The organism is Enterobacter cloacae complex sp. P1B (assembly GCF_014982345.1).
In the GTDB taxonomy this organism is placed as follows: domain Bacteria; phylum Pseudomonadota; class Gammaproteobacteria; order Enterobacterales; family Enterobacteriaceae; genus Enterobacter; species Enterobacter bugandensis.
Window position 1 is genome coordinate 719,764 of record NZ_JADCLF010000013.1, and the last position, 18,776, is coordinate 738,539.

Sequence of the window (18,776 nt, forward strand, 5' to 3'; positions counted from 1 at the left end):
ATTTTCATCATTATTCTCCTGCTACGCTTTTCTTATGGAATAAATACAGGAAGCGCGTCAATGAAGAATATCGCGATTATCGGCTCCGGCCCCACAGGGATTTACACCTTTTATCATCTGCTTAATAACAGCACCCCGCTCACCGTATCCGTCTTCGAACAGGCCGATGAAGCCGGCGTGGGCATGCCCTATAACGACGACGATAATTCCCGGCTGATGCTGGCGAACATTGCGAGCATAGAAATCCCGCCCATTTTTATGACCTACCTCGACTGGCTCAAGGAACAGAGCGACGCCCATCTGGCGCGCTTTAAGGTTGATAAAGCCAGCCTGCATGACCGGCAGTTCCTGCCCAGACTCCTGTTGGGAGAGTATTTTCGCGACAGCTTGCGTTCAATCGTGAAAGAGGCAAAAAAGCTGGGGTTCCAGGTCGCGGTCCACGAATCCGCAAAGGTAACGGACATCATCCCCTCGACAACCGGCGTAACGCTTTCCGTCAACGACACCACTTTGCCCGATCGGTTCGACCTGGCGGTTATCGCCACCGGCCACGTCTGGCCAGATGAGGAGGAAGCCACGCGCACATTCTTCCCCAGCCCGTGGTCGGGGTTGATGGACGCCAGCATTCCCCCTAGCCGCGTGGGCATTATGGGAACGTCGTTGAGCGGTCTGGACGCGGCTATGGCGGTGGTAATGCAGCACGGTGAGTTTCGTGACGGTAAATTCCTCCTCGACAAGGGCAGCGAAGGGTTAAACATTACGCTGATGTCCCGCACGGGCATTCTGCCGGAAGCCGATTTTTACTGTCCAATCCCTTACGAACCGCTGTCGGTATTGACCGAATTCGTGGTTGAACACGAGATAGCCAAAGGATCGGACGGCCTGCTTGACCGCATATTTTCCCTGATGGTGAAAGAGCTCGAGCTCGCTGACCCGGCGTGGTGCGAGAAAATTTCTCTGCGTAACCAGGATGCCGACAGTCTTCGTGAGGCATGGTTTGAGGACCGTAAACGGCACGGGCCCTTTACCTGGGCGGAGGAGAACCTCAGCGAGGTTGAACGCAACAAACGCGAACGGCGCACCGTGGCCTGGCGCTATACCGTCCTTCGACTGCATGAGGTGGTTCAGGAGATTGTGCCCCACCTCAACGAAGAGGACAGAGAGCGCTTTAAGCAGGGCCTCGCCCGCGTGTTTATCGACAACTATGCCGCCATCCCGCCGCAGTCTATCCGCAGGCTGCTTGCGCTTCGCGAGGCCGGCATCATTAGCGTGGCGGCGCTCGGCGATGATTACACGCTCGATGCTGGCAGCGATCGGACGGTAATTACCACCAAAGAGAGCGTTTATCGTTTCGACGTGTTTATTGACGCGCGCGGACAAAAGCCGCTCAAAACAAAGGACTTGCCTTTCCCGACGCTGCGTAAACAGCTGGCAGAGACGGGCGACGAGATACCCGACGTTGGCGAGGATTACACGCTTAAAGCGCCTGAAACGGTTCGCGGGCGCATTGCTTTCGGTGCGATACCGTGGCTGATGCACGATAGTCCCTTCGTTCAGGGGCTGGCGGAGTGTGCGGAGATTGCAGAGGCGATGGCGAAGGCGGCTGAAAAACCTGCCTCGGGGAGACGGCGTCGGTTACCGTACGTGGAGAACTGACAGGGCTTCCATGCCCTGCTATCGGTGATTACTCGAAGAAGACCTCCGGGTTTTCCGACAGCGATACGAACGTTTTGGTGTTCTTATCCAGGGCAAGGATTTTGCCGCTTTCAATGTCATACACCCAACCGTGCAGACGAAGCGAGTTATTACGCAGGCCCACCGCGACGGACGGATGGGTCTTGATGTTGCTCAGCTGCGCAAACACGTTCTCCTGCACCATCGCATTCACTTTATCGATCGGCTTGTCCCAGCTTTTCTTCTCTACCACGGCTTTCGCCGCGTCGGAATAGCGCAGCCAGTGCGATACGGCTGGCATTGGCTCCAGGTTGGCGTTATCGGCAATCGCCTTCATCGCGCCGCAGTTGGAGTGGCCGCAGATCACGATATCCGTCACGCCCAGCGCCACCACCGCGTACTCGATAGTTGCAGATACGCCGCCCGGCTCCGGCCCGAAAGGCGGGACAATGTTGCCAGCATTACGAATGACAAAAAGCTGTCCCGGCTCTTGCTGGGTGACCAGTTCAGGAACCAGACGGCTGTCGGAGCAGGAGATGAACAGCGCTTTGGGATTCTGGCTGGACGCTAAACTGCGAAAGAGCTCTTTACGTTGCGGGAAAATCTCTTTTTGAAAGCTGAGAAAACCTTCAATGATATGTTGCATAGCAATTTCTCTTTTATCTGTTTTCGTTTAGGTATGATCGCGATCACACTCGTAAAGTTTACCCACCGTACTTTACCTGAGACAAGCAATATATTTCTGGCCCGACCGCTGCACGATGTCGTCGGCGTTCGCCGGGATGTTTTGCCCTTCGAACGCGCCGTAAAGACGAGCGAACGATTTTCCCGCCAGGCGCCGGGTAACGACCTCAACCGTACGGGCAGGCAGCGGGAGCATATTCGGGTAGCTCCACATAAACGACACCGCATCTTTCCCCGGGGTGACCTGCAAAATATCCCCCGCCAGCAAAACGCCCTCGCCCTCCTGCCAGTGCAGCACCGTTTCGCCCGCAAAATGGCCGCCGAGACGTAGCAACGTGACGGACGGCCAAATCTCCAGCGCCTCCCCCTCCCAGAAATGAATCGCCGGGCTGTTGCGCATCACCCATTCGCGGTCGCTGGCGTGCAGGTAGACTGGCGCATCGAAAGCCGCGGCCCACTCCTGCATCGTGGTGTAATAGTGCGGATGCGAAATCGCAATGGCGTGAAGGCCACCGAGCGCGGCGATGAGCGTTTGGGTTGCCGGGTCAAGGTTGGCAATGCAGTCCCAAAGAATATTGCCGTGCGGGGTGCGCAGAAGCAGCGCCCTCTGGTTAATCGCAAAAGCGGGAACCGTTTTGATACTGAACAGCGCGGGCTCCAGCTGCTGCCATTTATTCACGTGCGTGGCCGTCACCGTCGCGTAATCAATCCACGCCTGACCGCTGACCGGGACATACTGGCGTTCATCCTCGCAAATCGGACATCTCTCCGGCTTTCCATCATAGGAGGTACCGCAGGTTTTACAGAGTGTAATCATGAGCGCTCCTCGGTGATAAAGCACTGAGTATGGCAGGGATTATCCTTATGTGCTGCGAGGTACATTGCCGACGTTTTTTACCCTATACTGTGCCAGTATCAAAAACCGAACAGAGCAGGTGCAACATGGAAATTGATCTCGATAACTTAGTTTTTAACGGTCTGGATGAAGCGGAAGAGCGTAACGCGGAACGTCTGGACGACGCGGATAAAAAAGCGCAGGCGATTGTTGCCGATGACGACTGCGGTGATGCCTGCAAGATTTGATAAAAAAAGCACCGGTAAACCGGTGCTTTTTTTATATTACTTTTTCAGCCCGTCAATGGCCGCCTGAGCGCAGGCTTCATCAAGATGACCGCCCGGCGCGCCGCCGATGCCGATCGCCCCAATCACCTCATCGCCTTCTTTTACCGGCAGACCACCTGCCAGCAGCAGGTAGCCAGGAATATCACGCATGTTCTGTGCGCCCGCATTGCTCTGCGCCGCTTCCATCACTTTGCCTGACGCATTCTTTGCGCTGAGCGCCGTAAACGCTTTCATTTCGCTGGCTTTAACCGTGTGAGGACCGGCGTTATCCATACGCTGCACCGCTTTTACCACGCCCGCACGGTCAACCACCGTGACCGCGACCTGGTAATTTTTCGCTGCACAGGACTGAATGGCGGATGTTGCCAGTGCGTTAGCCTGCGTCAGAGAGAGATTTTTTTGGGTCAACGTCTCGGCCTGTGCGGCCAGACTTACGCTACCTGCGACCAGTGCCGCAACCATCATGACTTTTTTCATCGCACTTCCTCGCGTGTTGTTAGACATCCCGGAGGTTACTTAACGGCGCGATGAAACGTAATTCGGTTGATTACGCACTCCACCTGGTAGTTATACGGATTGCAATTTGTCGTACGCCCGGCTCGCCTGTACCAGACTGGTGACGCCGAGCTTGGCAAACGCCGCCGCACGGTGCGCTTCCACGGTTCTCGGGGAAAGATTCAGGCGTGCTGCCACCTCTTTATTACTGCACCCTTCCATCAGTACGGTCAGTACCTCGTGCTCCCGCGCGGTTAGCTGTTCAAAGCGTGCTTTGATCTGCGAAATATCCTGCCAGGCGGCAGACCGTCGCTGACTCTCCTCAAAGGCCAGCCCAACCGTTTCGATGAGCTTATCGGCGTCTAACGGCTTGGTGAAAAACTCAAATACGCCGTTGCGAAACGCGCGACGGCAGGCGTCGATCGTTCCGTGTCCGGTCATGACAACGACCGGCAGCAGCGGCCACGGCCATTCGCCCTCTTCCAGCCACGCCAGCCCGCCTTTGCCCGGCATGCGCATATCCAGCAGCAGACAGCCGACAAGCGCCGATTCACCGCTCTGCGCCTCAGTAAAAGCCTCGACGCTCGCAAACGTCTTAACCTGCCAGCCCATCCCCGACAGTAAAAACGACAGGGATTCTCTGATGGACTCGTCGTCATCAATGAGCCAGACCACCTTATCCATGTTTTAACTCCTTTCCTGCTGCCAGCTGCAAGCGGATCTGCGCCCCACCCTGCGGGGCATTGTCCAGGGCGATCGAGCCGTTCATGCGCGTCATCAGCGTTTCCGTTAACGTCATTCCCAGCCCAATTCCGCCGGGGCGTCCGCTAAAGAATGGCATAAATGCGTTCTGCAGGGCATCCGGGCTAAACCCGGGCCCGCCGTCGGTCAGGGTAACCAGAATGCCCTTCTCATTTTTCTGACTGTCGATTCGCACCCAGCCGTCCGCGCTCTCCTGCTGCGCCTGAATCGCATTGCTGAGCAGATTATGCAGGATCTGCTCCAGCCAGAGTCGGTCCGCCATTACGGTCGTAGCATCCACAGCAAACGCATGAATAACCGCGATACGCCCGGATTTACGCTCGTGCTCCAGTAAATTCTCCACCTGCTGCCAGCACTGCACCAGATCGGTTTCGCGCAGGGTCACCTTTTCCTGTACCACATGCTCGCGAAACCGGGTCAGCAAGGCGCTGATACGCTGCGTTTGCAGCAGCGCGGCAGCGAGCGCCTGCGACACGGCCTGCGGATTATCCTGCTGCTGTCGCTGCGCCCCCTGGATCCAGGTTTGCACGGCGGTCAGCGGCTGGTTGATTTCATGGACGATGCCCGCGGTGATCTCTCCCAGCGTGTTAAGCCTGGCGTGCTGATAATAGAGCGCACGCTGCTCGGCCTGCTGGCGCTGTTTGCGCTGCCAGAGCACGGTTCCCGCGCCCGCAATCACTATCCCCCACGTCAGAAACAGCAGCGGATACGCCAGCCAGGAGACCCTGAACCAGTCCGGATCTGCCGCGGCAGTGAGAATAAAGGGCTGAGTATGCTGCGGGAAGGTGCGCTGCCAGTGCCAGAAAGCGCCCGTTGACCGCGGCAGATCGTCATTCGAAAGGTTCAGATGCAGCTCTGCAAAGCTATGGCTCGGCGCAAGCAGCGCGCTTAAGTCGATCAGGATGCGGATCTGCCGCCACGGGTTGTATAGCCAGTACTGAACGCCGCGAAAAGGCTCCGCGCGGGCGGCGTCCAGCGCGCGACCGGTGGTTTTTTCCAGAGCCTTAATGTGGGGGAATTTTTTGCGTAACGCGGTGAGGTCTTCATCGCCGGTGAGAAGCGGAAGTACCGACTCGTTTTGCGTCAGCACGGCGCCGATCCCCGAATACAGCGCTGTAAACTCGCGATCGCGCTCCCAGAACTGGCGGCGTATCTGTTCCGCATACAGCAGCACGCCGCTTATCAGGCAGACCACCACCCACGCAGCGATGCTGCGCTTTATCATCTTTTTTATGCTCATCGCGTTAACTGGCCCGTCATTCAGGCTGTCGACATTACCAGTTAACGTTGATGAGAACAAAAAAACGCGGGCGTAATCAGATCTCCGGCGTTTTGCTAAAGCCGGTCAGCATCAGGATCAGGCTTTGCGGGGAAGACGCCGTCTCAAACTGGTAGTGATTTCCCTGACGATCGCCGCCGATGTACCACGAAATCTCGGTTTTCCCTTCTGCCAGCGCCTTGCGCACCGCCTTATCCACGTCCACCATCCGGTATTCGCGGGAGTGGTTAAGGTAAAGCACCGCATCCGAGCGGTAGTTACAGGCTGGCCGCGACTGCCAGCTCAAGCTGGCCGGATCCCAGTCGTTGCTTGCCGGATAGAAGAAAATTTGATCCGCGCCGTTTGTTTCCACTTTCCCGCCATAAATCCGCACGCGGTATTTAAACTGCGAAGGATCCTGTCCGGCAGGCAGCGGGGGAATGTGAAACTTCACCAGCGACAGCGTTTCGCTGTTTTTGGTGCGCCCGCCGTTCTGCCAGTTATCCTGCACCAGCAGGACCTGGGGCTCTGGCTGGGTAAGCGCGGGCTCCAGGCTGCTGAGCCAGACGTTGGCCTTCGCTTTTGAATAACCATACGGAACGGTGGTGCCGCAGTCCAGACCGCGGTTCATGCACAGGTCGGTCATAAAGCGCGCGGCGTCTTCCGTCCAGCCGTTCATAAAATCAGCATGCGCCGTATACAGGCTCCCCCACCGCTCTTCACGCTCGTTGCCGTGCATGATGGGGTCGAGAGAAAGCTGCGCTTTGCTGGTATCGAGCGAGCTAATCGTCGGGAGCACGTACGCAATGTTCATGTTCACGGTGGGAATTTTCACCGGGAAGTCGGACGGGCACTGCCCTTTGGTGTCGTAGGTGGCGTTGGCCAGACCGTGAGCGGGCTGAAGATTTACCCCGTCCCAGCAGTTCGGAAACTGAATGCCAATATTAAACTGCACGGCATCGTTCGCCTTGCGTAAGCCGCAGACCTCACCCGTTTTGGTGGTGTAGCCCTTGCCGTTAGCGCACAGGAAGGTGATATGTGGATTCGGCGCGGTGCCGTGATGATCGCCCGCCAGCAGCGACAGCCCCGCCGGGAACGGGTGCAGCGGCCAGGCGTCGACGTTCGATGCCTGATAATAGGTTTTTTGATAGGCGGGTTTGACCACCGTTCCGTCAGGCAATTTCAGAGAGGGTGCCCAGTAGGCCGAGCTGTCTGCTTTGTTATCGCAGGTGGTCTTTTCATCTTTACGCAGCGATTCACGGCTGGAGAAGGCATCCGTTTGCACGTTGCCAAAAAAATCGTGCAGCATGGCCTCATTGGGCATGCCGTGCATCATAATGGCATCGTCGCCGAGCGTGTGGGAGTAACCGCAGACGACGTGCGCCTGTGGCGCAGCGTGCGCCGCCTGCATGGCAATCAGTAGTGCGGTGGCAGAAAGTGCCGGGGTTAATACTGTCCGTTTCATTATCATCTCCTTCTGAGAAAGGAGATATTGGTATCAAAACGGCCAGGGTTTACCGAGGATTTGCCCGCGTATTTTTCCGTTCATCCCTGCTTTACAGGCATCACGCACAGCTCATTCCAGTACGTTTCGCGCGTGCGGCGAAGTTCAGCGTGACGTTTTATCATGGAACCACTCCGGGTCGATGTTAGCGACGTCCACGCCATACAGGCTGGCAACAGGCAGTATTGACTCCAGAACACGCTGCGCGCTGTTCTCCGCATTCGCTGGCCGGGTCGCAAAAAACCGCCGTAGCGTGCCGATCCATTTTTTCATTGCCTTTACCCCTCTCGCTTCACCAGCCCTGAGTTAAGCACGCGTTTCCTGGCCGCGGAAATATCAATTCCGGCAGTCAATGTGCAGGAAGTGCAAATAGCTCCTTACATTTACCTGCCGGTAACACACTGTTCACTAATGCTTTTTTGTATAGAGCAAAGAACATTTTCTTATTTGGCGATAGCTTTTGCTTATGGGAGCGTAACGGTGCAAAACAAAAACAACGGGACGAACGATGACTATGGCAGCAAAGATGAAAAGGTTTAAAAAAGGGACGGCAGTTCTAGGATTACTGGCCGCCGGGAGCCTGTTTTCAGCGCAGGCGCTGGCCGATCGGCTGGAAGATATTAAGGCCGCGGGGGTGGTGAAAGTCGCCACGTTTGACGCCAACCCACCGTTTGGCTCAATTGATGCAAAAACGCACGAGATCGTGGGTTACGACGTGGACTTTGCCAAAGCACTGGCAAAATCACTCGGCGTGAAGCTTGAACTGGTTGCCACCAATCCGGCCAACCGAATTCCGCTGCTTCAATCCGGTAAAGCAGATCTGATCGTGGCGGATATCACCATCACCCCGGAACGCGCGCAGGTGATTGATTTCTCCACCCCCTATTTCGTGACCGGACAACAGTTCCTGGTTCCCGCCAAATCGCCCGATAAGCTGGATGAATACAGCCGGGCGCGCATTGGCGCGGTCAAAGGCACCACGGGTGAACAGGCGCTCCACCAGCGTTTCCCGCAGTCCCGCGTGCTGGCTTATGACGACATTCCTCTGGCGCTGACGGCGCTGCGCAACGGCAACGTGCAGGCCATTACCCAGGACAGCACAATTCTTGCAGGCCTGCTGGCACAGGCTCCGGATAAAGCGAACTTCAAAATCCTGCCCGATCTGCTCAGTAAAGAAGAAATTGGCGTCGGGGTGAAGAAAGGTGAAACGGCGCTGCTGAAAGCCGTCAACGATGAGCTGGTTAATCTCGAGAAGAACGGTCAGGCGGCAAAAATCTATGACGTCTGGTTTGGCCCAAACACGCCCGCTCCACAGCCTCGCGCCTTTAAAATAGAAGCCAGGTAATTATGCTCTCAGGTTTATTTTCCCACTCCGCGGCCGGTGCCGCGGATTTTTCACATCTGGAACAGGCCAGCGTTGAGTTTCGTCACGTGGACAAACGCTACGGCGACCATCAGGTTTTACGCGACATTAACCTCACCATTACGCCCGGTGAAGTGGTTGCTATTCTCGGCCCTTCCGGTTCGGGTAAATCAACGCTGATCCGTCTTATCAATCAGCTTGAAACCCTGAGCGGCGGGGAAATTCTGGTCGACAGCAAGCCGACCGGGCAGCTTTCCGGCAGCAGGCTGCGTCAGCTGCGCAGCCGCGTTGGATTTGTGTTTCAGCAGTTCAATCTGTATGCCCACCTCACCGCCAGCCAGAACATCACCCTGGCGCTGGAGCATGTGCACGGCTGGAAGCCAAAGCCAGCTCAGGAGCGCGCGCTGGCGCTGCTGGAGAAGGTCGGAATGCAGGAAAAGGCTCACCACTTCCCCGCGGAGCTTTCCGGCGGCCAGCAGCAGCGCGTGGCGATTGCCCGCGCCCTGGCCTCGTCGCCGCAGATCATCCTCTTCGACGAGCCGACGTCGGCGCTCGATCCGGAGATGATTGGCGAAGTGTTATTCGTCATGAAAGCCCTTGCCCATAGCGGGATCACCATGATTGTCGTGACTCATGAGATGCAGTTCGCCCGGGAAATTGCCGACCGGATTGTCTTTATCGACGGCGGGCAGATTCTTGAAACCGCGCCGCCGGGGCAATTTTTCAGTCAACCGTCGCATCCCCGGGCGCAGCGTTTCCTGCAAAAAGTGCTGAACCCGCTGCACCAGGAGCACCTCTGATGCCCGCCCTCGACTGGCAGGGCGTGCTGGCCGGACAGCCTCTGCAGTGGATACTCTCCGGATTTCTCACCACCCTGTGGGTGACGCTGGCGGGGGGCCTGATCGCCAGCCTGCTTGCACCGACCTTTTTGCTCCTGCGTCTTTCCGGTGGACGCATCGGGAATGCGGTCGTCAGCGGCTGGGTATCGCTGTTTCGCAATACGCCGCTGTTGGTGCAGCTGCTGTTCTGGTATTTCGCCGCCTGGAACGGGTTACCGCAGGGCTTTCGAGACGCGGTGAATGCGGATCACAGCTGGTCAATTCTGCCCGGCGACGTCTGGTGGTTTACCCCTGAGTTTTTATGTTCTGCCTGGGGGTTGGGCGTTTTTACCTCGGCGTTTCTAATTGAGGAAGCGGCATCGGGACTGCGCTCTGTTCCTGCCGGACAGCAGGAAGCGGCGCTGGCGCAAGGGTTCTCGTCGTGGCGTTTATTTCGCTACATCCTTCTGCCGCAGGGGCTCGCCAACGCCTGGCAGCCCGTTGTCGGCCAGTACCTCAACTTGATGAAGCTCTCCTCGCTCGCCAGCGGGATTGGCTTCGCTGAGCTAACCTACCAGGTCCGGCAGATTGAAAGTTACAACGCCCACGCCATGGAGGCGTTTATCGTCGGTACGGTGCTTTATTTGCTTACCGGCATTGTCATGGGGATGGTGCTGGTGCGCGTCGGCCCGCATTCAGGGAGGAAAAAAGATGGTTGCAGGATTTAACGTTATTGTCGAAAACCTGGATTATCTGCTGTGGGGACGAACGGCAGCGGGTGAACCCGGCGGCGTACTGCTTTCGCTGCTGATGGCCGCAGGGGCCGCCCTGCTTGCGCTTCCCGGCGGCGTGGCGCTGGCGTGCCTCGCCTGGCGCTATCCTGGGCTGGTGCGCAGGGGGCTTTTTCTGTGGGCGGAGTTGATTCGCGGTATTCCCCTGATTTTTGTGATTTTCTGGATGTGGTACCTGTTGCCGCTGATCACCGGCGGGGATCTGCCGGGGGCGCTGACCGTGACGCTGGCGCTGGCCTGGTTTACGGCGGCATCGGTGATGCATTCGGTTTTTGCCGGGCTCAGGGCGCTCCCTGCGGGTCAACACGAAGCCGCGCTGTCTCAGGGGTTCAGCACGCAGCAAACCCTGTGGCGCGTGCTGCTGCCGCAGACGCTGAGAAATATTTTGCCGTCGCTGGTGGGAATTTTTATCAGCCTGCTGAAGGATACGTCGCTGGCATTCATCGTCAACGTCCCGGAGCTAACCACGGTGGCGGGACAGGTAAATAACCGGGTGCAAATCTACCCGGCGGCCATCTTTATCTTTACGGGTGCAGTCTATTACCTGCTCTGCTGCTCGCTTGAACAGGTCGCGAAACGCTGGCGCGTTAGCCGGCCAGCGCCTTAACCACCGTTTCCATCGCTTCGGTTGTCAGTGCGCTGCGCTTGATGCGCTGGTTCGCCAGCGCCGTGCGCAGCACGCCCGCAATGACAATATGCTTCGGCTCCTGCCCTAAATCACGCATCTCCAGCACCACCTTTCCGACCACCCGGCACATCTCCTGGTACAGCGCTTCATCTTTGGTCACGTTACCCATCGTCATCACTCCATTGCCTGTTAAACGTTGAGCTTAAATGATTCTCCCGCCGGATACAAAAAAGAAGCCCGGCGAGGATCTCGCCGGGCTTCATCTGGAAAATCAAATAATTAGTTGTTCACGGGAATGACCGCGCCTTTAAATTTGGTGCGGATCCAGTCCTGAATCTCTTTGGAGTGCAGCACGTTCACCAGCGCGACGATGTCTTTCTTTTTCTCGTCGCCGCGATGCACGGTAATGATGTTGGCGTACGGGTTGTTTTCACCGCTCTCGACCGCAATCGGGTCGTGAACCGGGTCCAGACCAGCGTCTATCGCATAGTTGGCGTTAATCACCACCGCGTCGCCTTCGTCGTTGTTGTACATCTGCGGCAGCAGGGACGCTTCCACGTTCGGCGTGAACTTCAGTTTTTTCGGGTTCTCAACGATATCGCTGATGCGCGCCGTCACTTTGTCGATGCCCGGCTTCAGCTTGATCACGCCCTCTTTTTCGAAGATGGAGAGAATACGCCCTTCCTCGGAAACCGCATCACGCATGATGATCTTGCCGCCTTCCGGCAGGTCCTTCAGGGATTTGTATTTTTTTGAGTAGATGCCGATTGGCTCAATGTGGATCGCGCCCGCACTGACAAAATCGTAGTCTTTATCGCCCGCATGATCTTTCAGCACGCTGTTCAGGTAAGGAATGTGCTGGAAATAGTTCGCGTCGATGTCATGACCCGCCAGCGCAGTGTTCGGCAGAATGTAGTCCTGGAACGGTTTAATCTCCAGGTCGATACCCTGCTTCGCCAGAATCGGCTTTGCCTGCTCCAGAATTTCGGCGTGCGGCGTGTTGGATGCGCCCACGGTCAGGGTGTCGGCCCAGGAGGCGAAGCTCAGGGCGCTCAGGGTTGCGGCGGCGATCAGCGTCAGTGTCTTTTTCATGATGTGGTTCCTGTGTGTATTTATTAGCGTTTATCTAACAGTGAAGTAATGACATCGCCGCAGAACTGGATAATGAAAACGATGATTAAAATGGTCACCGTTGCCACCAGCGTGACGTCACCATGGTTGCGCTGGAATCCTTCCAGATAAGCCAGATTTCCCAAACCGCCGGCGCCAATCACCCCCGCCATGGCGCTGTAGCTCACCAGCGCAATCAGCGTCACCGTAATACCTGATACCAGTGCAGGTGATGATTCCGGCAGTAAAACCCGAAACACGAGCGTGCTCAGTCGTGCGCCCATCGAGCGCGTTGCTTCAATGACCCCTTTGTCCACTTCGCGCAGGGCGATCTCCACCAGACGCGCATAGAACGGCGCGGCACCGACAATCAGGGCCGGCAGCGCCGCGTTAGCGCCAAGGATGGTGCCGACGACGGTCTTGGTGAACGGGATCAGCAGAACGATGAGAATGATGAACGGAATAGAGCGGAACACGTTCACCACTATCGAAATGACGCTGTAGACCGTGCGGTTGTGGAACAAGCCACCGCGCGCGGTTAAAAACAGCGCCAGGCCCAGCACGATGCCCAGAACAAAGGTCGCCACGCCGGACAGCGCGGTCATGTACAGCGTCTCCAGCGTTGCAGCCCAGAGCTGATCCCACTTGAGATGCGGAAAGAGATTCTCAGACATGTTTAATTACCTCGCCTTCAATATCGCTGTGCTGCAGGTCGGCGAGGATATTGTTCAGTTGTTCATCGGATGCCGCCACGTGGACCCAGAGCTGCCCGAAAACACCGTGGGCGGTCTGCGTCATTTTTCCGTGCAGGATGTTAAACGGCAGGCCGTAGCGCAGGGTGAGTTCCCCGACAATCGGCTTATGCGTGCTGTGTCCGGTAAAGGTCAGCCTGATCACCGTGCCTTCCAGATCGTTTGCGAGTTCAGTATTGAAGGTCTCTTCCTCGGCGTACTGGCTCACCTGGCGGACAAACTGCTGCGTAATCGGCTGCTGTGGATGGGTAAAGACGCTCAGCACGTCGCCCTCTTCTACCACTTTGCCGTTCTCCATTACCGCCACGCGGTCGCAGATTTTGCGCACCACGTGCATCTCGTGCGTGATCAGCACGATGGTGAGCTTGAAGCGGCGGTTAATGTCCAGCAGCAGATCGAGGATCTGATCGGTGGTCTGCGGGTCGAGCGCGGACGTAGCCTCATCGCAGAGCAGCACGTCGGGGTTGTTGGCCAGCGCGCGCGCAATCCCCACGCGCTGCTTTTGCCCGCCGCTCAGCTGCGACGGATACGCATTTTCGCGTCCCTTCAGGCCAACCAGCTCCACCAGTTCGGCGACGCGCGCCTTAATCTTCGCTTTTGGCACACCGGCAATTTGTATAGAGAAAGCAATGTTCTCACTCACCGTGCGCGACCACAGCAGGTTGAAGTGCTGAAACACCATGCTGATCTTCAGACGCGCCTGGCGCAGTGCTTCACCTTTTGCGGCGGAGATATCCTGCCCGTTAATGGTGACGCTCCCGGCGCTGGGTTTCTCCAGACCGTTCAGCAGGCGAATCAGCGTGCTTTTCCCGGCGCCGCTGTAACCGATAATTCCGTATATTTGTCCCTGTGCTATCGTCAAATTGACGTTATCAACGGCTGTGAGTGCGACCTTTCCGTTGTCAAAAACCTTCGAAATATTGCTCAGTACAATCATTCTTATTCGTTATCCGTGCCGCCCTCGGCGGTTTAGCAGTATGGATGTCCAAAAGATAGTAAACAGGCGTTATCAGCTTTTAAATGAACAAAAAAGAATGTGTTATAACTTTCGGAAATAAACAGCGGATTTACCGGGTGGGAAGTATTTAGACCAATTTCAGCAATGATTATCTACGAGACGCATATATGCTGGCTTACCTTCCGTAAAAGCGGTCATTTTTTCAGCATTTTATGCCGATATAGCCATCCTCACATCCAGACAACTTTACGTCTTGCTGTCCTGACATCCAAAAACGGCATTTATATTCCTTTCTGTTCTAAACGGCAGTGAATGGTTCTTTATTGAGAAAATTTCATCGCCCTATCATCCCGTCATGACATCCCGAAAGGAAAACATCATGACGATTTACCACTCCGTCACCGAACTGATTGGCCGCACGCCGCTGATCCAGCTGCATAAGCTTGATACCGGTCCCTGCTCGCTGTTTCTGAAGCTGGAGAACCAGAACCCCGGCGGTTCGATTAAGGATCGCGTTGCGCTGTCGATGATTAACGAAGCGGAGCGTACCGGCCAGCTGCAGCCGGGCGGCACGATTATTGAGGCCACGGCGGGCAATACCGGCCTCGGCCTGGCGCTGATCGCCGCCCAGAAAGGCTACTCACTGATCCTCGTAGTGCCCGACAAAATGAGCCGCGAAAAGATTTTCCACCTGCGCGCGCTGGGTGCTCAGGTGGTGCTGACCCGCTCGGACGTGAATAAGGGCCACCCCGCCTATTACCAGGATTACGCCCGGCGTCTGGCCAACGAGCTGCCCGGCGCGTTTTACATCGACCAGTTTAATAACGTGGCCAACCCGCTGGCGCACCGCACCACCACGGCACCGGAACTCAATGAACAGCTTGACGGCAAGATTGACGCCATCGTCGTCGGCGTCGGCTCAGGTGGTACGCTCGGTGGCCTGCAGGCGTGGTTCGCCGAGCACTCTCCGCATACGGAGTTTGTCCTGGCTGACCCGGCCGGATCCGTTCTCGCTGACCAGGTGGAAACCGGACGCTACCACGACGCGGGCTCCTGGCTGGTAGAGGGCATTGGCGAAGACTTTATTCCCCCGCTGGCCCACATCGAAGGGGTGAATCGCGCCTGGCGCATCACCGACCGGGAAGCGTTCGCCACCGCGCGCGAGCTGCTGAAAACGGAAGGCATTCTGGCGGGCTCCTCCAGCGGCACGCTGCTGGCGGCGGCGCTGAAGTATTGCCAGGCGCAGACCACGCCGAAGCGCGTGGTGACCTTTGCCTGCGACAGCGGCAATAAGTATCTCTCGAAGATGTTTAACGACGACTGGATGCGCCAGCAGGGGCTTATCACGCGCCCTCAGGCGGGGGATCTCTCCGACTACATTGCCCTGCGCCATGATGAAGGCGCTACCGTCACCGCCGCGCCGGACGATACGCTTTCCACCGTGCTGGCACGCATGCGCCTGTATGACATCTCTCAGTTGCCGGTCCTGGAGAACGGCAAGGTGGTGGGCATTATCGACGAGTGGGATCTGCTGCGGCATATCGGCGGCGACGGCGACCGCTTTGCCCTGCCGGTCACGGCGGCCATGACCCGTCAGGTGGAATTTCTCGATAAACGTGCCCCGGAGAGCGCCCTGCATGCCATCTTCGACCGCGGTCTGGTGGCCGTGATTAACGATAATGACCATTTTCTCGGCCTGATTACGCGCAGCGACGTCCTGACCGCGTGGCGCAATCGTCTACAGTAATAAAGGATTAAACGATGAAAAACCTGGCAACCCTGAGCGTCCACAGCGGCGCATTCAACGACCCGCACGGCGCCGTCATGCCGCCGATTTACGCCACGTCGACGTTTGCGCAACCGTCACCCGGCGAGCATACCGGCTATGAGTATTCCCGCAGCGGCAACCCAACGCGCCATGCGCTGGAAACGGCGATTGCCGAACTGGAGGGCGGCACGCGCGGCTACGCCTTTGCTTCCGGTCTGGCGGCCATCTCCACGGTGCTCGAGCTGCTGGATAAAGACAGCCATATCGTCGCCATTGATGACGTTTACGGTGGGACGTATCGCCTGATCGAAAATGTACGCAAGCGCAGCACCGGCCTGCAGGTCAGCTGGGTTAAGCCGGACGACTTAGCCGGGCTTGAGGCCGCCATTCGCCCGGAGACCCGCATGGTGTGGGTCGAAACGCCGACCAACCCACTGCTGAAGCTGGCGGATCTGGCGGCCATTGCGGCGATCGCCCGTCGTCATAACGTCATCAGCGTGGCGGATAACACCTTCGCGTCGCCTGTGATCCACCGCCCGCTGGCGTCCGGTTTCGATATCGTGGTGCACTCCGCCACCAAATACCTTAACGGACACTCTGACGTGGTGGCCGGGCTGGCAGTGGTTGGAGATAATCCGGCGCTGGCGCACCAGCTTGGCTATCTGCAAAATGCGGTCGGTGGTGTCCTGGATCCGTTCAGCAGCTTCCTGACCCTGCGCGGTATCCGCACGCTTGCGCTGAGGGTAGAAAAGCACAGCAGCAACGCGCTGGAGATTGCGCAATGGCTGGCGCAGCATCCTCTTGTCGAAAAAGTGTTCTATCCCGGCCTTGAATCACATCCGCAGTACCAGCTTGCCCGCACCCAGATGGCCCTGCCGGGCGGGATGATTTCCGTCGTGGTGAAAGGTGACGCGCAACGCGCCACCGAGGTGATTCGCAACCTGAAGCTGTTCACCCTCGCGGAAAGCCTGGGCGGCGTGGAGAGCCTCGTGAGCCAGCCTTACAGCATGACGCACGCCTCGATTCCGCTGGAACAACGGCTGGCAAACGGCATTGTGCCGCAGCTGATCCGTCTCTCGGTAGGCATTGAAGATCCAAAAGACCTGATTGCCGACCTCAGCCAGGCGCTGCAAAAATAAGCAAACGGCGGCAGGTCGCTCACCTGCCGCCAAAAGTTGTCATCATGGCTTAACGCCTTGATAACAATATTATGTGAAACGGCATTGATTAATTCTGAAACACCGTTTCCATTTTCCTTTTATCTTAAAATTAGCGTATAATGCGCGCCAAATCCCTGGTGAATGGTTTCAGCGCTTGGAATACAAAAAACAACGTACAACTTCTTCTCTCCTTCGTTGGGCTGTCACTCAGGCACACTTTCTTCTGCACGCTCATTTGATGTCTCCTATCCTTAGTGCGTGTCATATACTCTTTTGCAACACAGGTTTGACTCCGCGGCGGTGCGCCCCCGGAGCGAGATTTCCATATCCTTCCCAACTTAAAGACTAAGACTGTCATGAAAAAGACGAAAATTGTTTGTACTATCGGCCCGAAAACCGAATCCGAAGAGATGCTGAGCAAAATGCTGGACGCCGGCATGAACGTGATGCGTCTGAACTTTTCCCACGGTGACTACGCAGAACACGGTCAGCGTATTCAGAACTTGCGCAACGTGATGAGCAAGACCGGTAAAAAAGCGGCGATCCTGCTCGATACCAAGGGTCCGGAAATCCGTACCATCAAACTGGAAGGCGGTAACGACGTCTCTCTGAAAGCGGGCCAGACCTTCACCTTCACTACCGACAAATCCGTTGTTGGTAACAGCGAAATCGTTGCGGTCACCTATGAAGGCTTCACCAGCGATCTGTCCGTGGGTAACACCGTGCTGGTCGACGATGGTCTGATCGGTATGGAAGTCACCGCTATCGAAGGTAACAAAGTTATCTGTAAAGTGCTGAACAACGGCGACCTGGGCGAAAACAAAGGCGTTAACCTGCCGGGCGTTTCTATCGCGCTGCCAGCACTGGCGGAGAAAGACAAACAGGACCTGATCTTCGGCTGCGAACAAGGCGTTGATTTCGTTGCGGCATCCTTCATCCGTAAGCGTTCCGACGTGGTTGAAATTCGTGAGCACCTGAAAGCCCACGGCGGCGAGAAGATCCAGATCATCTCCAAAATCGAAAACCAGGAAGGCCTGAACAATTTCGACGAAATCCTCGAAGCGTCTGACGGCATCATGGTTGCTCGTGGCGACCTGGGCGTTGAAATCCCGGTTGAAGAAGTGATCTTCGCGCAGAAGATGATGATCGAGAAATGTGTTCGCGCGCGTAAAGTGGTTATCACCGCCACGCAGATGCTGGACTCCATGATCAAAAACCCACGCCCTACCCGCGCTGAAGCAGGCGACGTGGCGAACGCCATCCTCGACGGTACCGATGCAGTAATGCTGTCCGGTGAATCCGCGAAAGGGAAATACCCTCTGGAAGCGGTCGGCATCATGGCGACCATCTGCGAACGTACTGACCGCGTGATGACCAGCCGTCTGGACTTCAACAACGACAGCCGCAAGCTGCGCATCACTGAAGCAGTATGCCGCGGTGCGGTAGAAACCGCTGAGAAACTGGAAGCGCCACTGATTGTTGTTGCGACCCAGGGCGGTAAATCTGCGCGCGCAGTGCGTAAATACTTCCCGGATGCCACCATCCTGGCCCTGACCACCAACGAAACCACCGCACGTCAGCTGGTGCTGAGCAAAGGCGTGGTTGCGCACCTGGTCAAAGAGATCGCCTCGACTGACGATTTCTACATTCAGGGTAAAGCAATGGCTCTGGAAAGCGGTCTGGCGCAGAAGGGCGACGTGGTTGTAATGGTTTCTGGTGCTCTGGTACCAAGCGGAACAACCAATACTGCCTCCGTTCACGTGCTGTAATAATTCACGAACGAATTAAATTTGATAAAAAGCGCCCAATGGGCGCTTTTTTTATTCCCGGCATTAGCCAAATTCATTCAAAAAGCAAATCGGGTTTTTCTATTTAAATGCGATTTATCTAAGATGAATCCGATGAAAAATGCCTTTTTTTACATAGCTT

Annotated in this window: 20 protein-coding genes; 9 read left to right on the plus strand and 11 right to left on the minus strand. The window is 56.6% G+C overall.

Going from position 1 to position 18,776, the window contains the following annotated elements; all coding sequences use genetic code 11:
• The first annotated feature begins 60 nt into the window (after positions 1-60).
• Positions 61-1,656 (plus strand): FAD-NAD(P)-binding protein, encoded by a 1,596-nt coding sequence (locus INF77_RS16245; protein ID WP_193531773.1) that lies wholly within the window; start codon positions 61-63, stop codon positions 1,654-1,656.
• A 28-nt stretch (positions 1,657-1,684) separates the two neighbouring features.
• Here INF77_RS16245 and INF77_RS16250 read toward each other — a convergent pair whose 3' ends face one another.
• Entirely contained in the window at positions 1,685-2,320 is a 636-nt protein-coding gene (locus tag INF77_RS16250; protein WP_028012884.1) for a carbonic anhydrase, read from the minus strand.
• Between the two features lie 72 nt (positions 2,321-2,392).
• Positions 2,393-3,175: an MBL fold metallo-hydrolase gene (locus tag INF77_RS16255; RefSeq protein WP_193531772.1), complete on the minus strand. Its 783-nt coding sequence runs from the start codon at positions 3,173-3,175 to the stop codon at positions 2,393-2,395.
• A gap of 125 nt (positions 3,176-3,300) precedes the next feature.
• Here INF77_RS16255 and INF77_RS16260 point away from each other — a divergent pair, with 125 nt between their 5' ends.
• The gene (locus INF77_RS16260) at positions 3,301-3,441 is read left to right on the plus strand and encodes a hypothetical protein (protein ID WP_003857665.1); all 141 of its coding nucleotides are present in this window, start codon (positions 3,301-3,303) and stop codon (positions 3,439-3,441) included.
• 36 nt (positions 3,442-3,477) lie between these two features.
• Here the strand turns inward: INF77_RS16260 and INF77_RS16265 are convergent, their stop codons facing one another.
• The 5 genes from INF77_RS16265 to INF77_RS16285 form a co-directional block, all read right to left on the minus strand.
• Positions 3,478-3,957 carry a heme-binding protein gene (locus INF77_RS16265; RefSeq protein WP_047368400.1) on the minus strand — a complete coding sequence of 160 codons (480 nt, stop codon included), beginning with the start codon at positions 3,955-3,957 and terminating at the stop codon, positions 3,478-3,480.
• Positions 3,958-4,047: 90 nt separating this feature from the next.
• The gene (locus INF77_RS16270; RefSeq protein WP_193531771.1) at positions 4,048-4,659 is read right to left on the minus strand and encodes a response regulator transcription factor; all 612 of its coding nucleotides are present in this window, start codon (positions 4,657-4,659) and stop codon (positions 4,048-4,050) included.
• Entirely contained in the window at positions 4,652-5,962 is a 1,311-nt protein-coding gene (locus INF77_RS16275; protein WP_227413901.1) for a sensor histidine kinase, read from the minus strand. Before INF77_RS16275 ends, INF77_RS16270 begins: the two co-directional genes overlap by 8 nt.
• Before the next feature lie 91 nt (positions 5,963-6,053).
• Positions 6,054-7,460 carry a DUF1996 domain-containing protein gene (locus tag INF77_RS16280; protein ID WP_193531769.1) on the minus strand — a complete coding sequence of 469 codons (1,407 nt, stop codon included), beginning with the start codon at positions 7,458-7,460 and terminating at the stop codon, positions 6,054-6,056.
• 144 nt (positions 7,461-7,604) lie between these two features.
• Complete coding sequence (locus INF77_RS16285; RefSeq protein WP_032644868.1) at positions 7,605-7,772, minus strand: hypothetical protein; 168 nt, start codon at positions 7,770-7,772, stop codon at positions 7,605-7,607.
• Between the two features lie 241 nt (positions 7,773-8,013).
• Between INF77_RS16285 and INF77_RS16290 the strand changes: the two genes are divergently transcribed.
• From INF77_RS16290 to INF77_RS16305, 4 genes are read left to right on the plus strand one after another with little or no spacing between them, the layout of a single operon-like run.
• Complete coding sequence (locus tag INF77_RS16290) at positions 8,014-8,844, plus strand: ABC transporter substrate-binding protein (protein WP_071993779.1); 831 nt, start codon at positions 8,014-8,016, stop codon at positions 8,842-8,844.
• Between the two features lie 2 nt (positions 8,845-8,846).
• On the plus strand, positions 8,847-9,662 hold the full coding sequence (locus INF77_RS16295; RefSeq protein WP_126817461.1) for an amino acid ABC transporter ATP-binding protein: 816 nt from the start codon (positions 8,847-8,849) through the stop codon (positions 9,660-9,662).
• Positions 9,662-10,408 (plus strand): amino acid ABC transporter permease, encoded by a 747-nt coding sequence (locus INF77_RS16300; RefSeq protein ID WP_069732390.1) that lies wholly within the window; start codon positions 9,662-9,664, stop codon positions 10,406-10,408. Before INF77_RS16295 ends, INF77_RS16300 begins: the two co-directional genes overlap by 1 nt.
• Positions 10,392-11,078 carry an amino acid ABC transporter permease gene (locus tag INF77_RS16305; RefSeq protein WP_126345694.1) on the plus strand — a complete coding sequence of 229 codons (687 nt, stop codon included), beginning with the start codon at positions 10,392-10,394 and terminating at the stop codon, positions 11,076-11,078. The genes INF77_RS16300 and INF77_RS16305 overlap by 17 nt, the downstream gene beginning before the upstream one ends.
• On the opposite strand, the gene fumD is transcribed toward INF77_RS16305, so the two are convergent.
• The 4 genes from fumD to INF77_RS16325 form a co-directional block, all read right to left on the minus strand.
• The gene (gene fumD / locus INF77_RS16310) at positions 11,059-11,268 is read right to left on the minus strand and encodes a fumarate hydratase FumD (RefSeq protein WP_028012876.1); all 210 of its coding nucleotides are present in this window, start codon (positions 11,266-11,268) and stop codon (positions 11,059-11,061) included. The two genes, INF77_RS16305 and fumD, sit on opposite strands and share 20 nt — an antisense overlap.
• A gap of 110 nt (positions 11,269-11,378) precedes the next feature.
• Positions 11,379-12,191 carry a MetQ/NlpA family ABC transporter substrate-binding protein gene (locus tag INF77_RS16315; protein WP_193531768.1) on the minus strand — a complete coding sequence of 271 codons (813 nt, stop codon included), beginning with the start codon at positions 12,189-12,191 and terminating at the stop codon, positions 11,379-11,381.
• 23 nt (positions 12,192-12,214) lie between these two features.
• Entirely contained in the window at positions 12,215-12,883 is a 669-nt protein-coding gene (locus INF77_RS16320; RefSeq protein WP_028012874.1) for a methionine ABC transporter permease, read from the minus strand.
• The gene (locus INF77_RS16325; protein WP_193531767.1) at positions 12,876-13,898 is read right to left on the minus strand and encodes a methionine ABC transporter ATP-binding protein; all 1,023 of its coding nucleotides are present in this window, start codon (positions 13,896-13,898) and stop codon (positions 12,876-12,878) included. Before INF77_RS16325 ends, INF77_RS16320 begins: the two co-directional genes overlap by 8 nt.
• A gap of 400 nt (positions 13,899-14,298) precedes the next feature.
• On the opposite strand from INF77_RS16325, the gene INF77_RS16330 reads away from it, so the two are divergent.
• The 3 genes from INF77_RS16330 (at position 14,299) to pykF (ending at position 18,616) form a co-directional block, all read left to right on the plus strand.
• Positions 14,299-15,666 carry a cystathionine beta-synthase gene (locus INF77_RS16330; protein ID WP_193531766.1) on the plus strand — a complete coding sequence of 456 codons (1,368 nt, stop codon included), beginning with the start codon at positions 14,299-14,301 and terminating at the stop codon, positions 15,664-15,666.
• Between the two features lie 14 nt (positions 15,667-15,680).
• Positions 15,681-16,826, plus strand: a complete 1,146-nt coding sequence (locus tag INF77_RS16335) for a PLP-dependent aspartate aminotransferase family protein (protein ID WP_193531765.1) — start codon at positions 15,681-15,683, stop codon at positions 16,824-16,826.
• Positions 16,827-17,203: 377 nt separating this feature from the next.
• Positions 17,204-18,616: a pyruvate kinase PykF gene (gene pykF, locus INF77_RS16340; protein WP_014883536.1), complete on the plus strand. Its 1,413-nt coding sequence runs from the start codon at positions 17,204-17,206 to the stop codon at positions 18,614-18,616.
• Positions 18,617-18,776 lie beyond the last annotated feature (160 nt).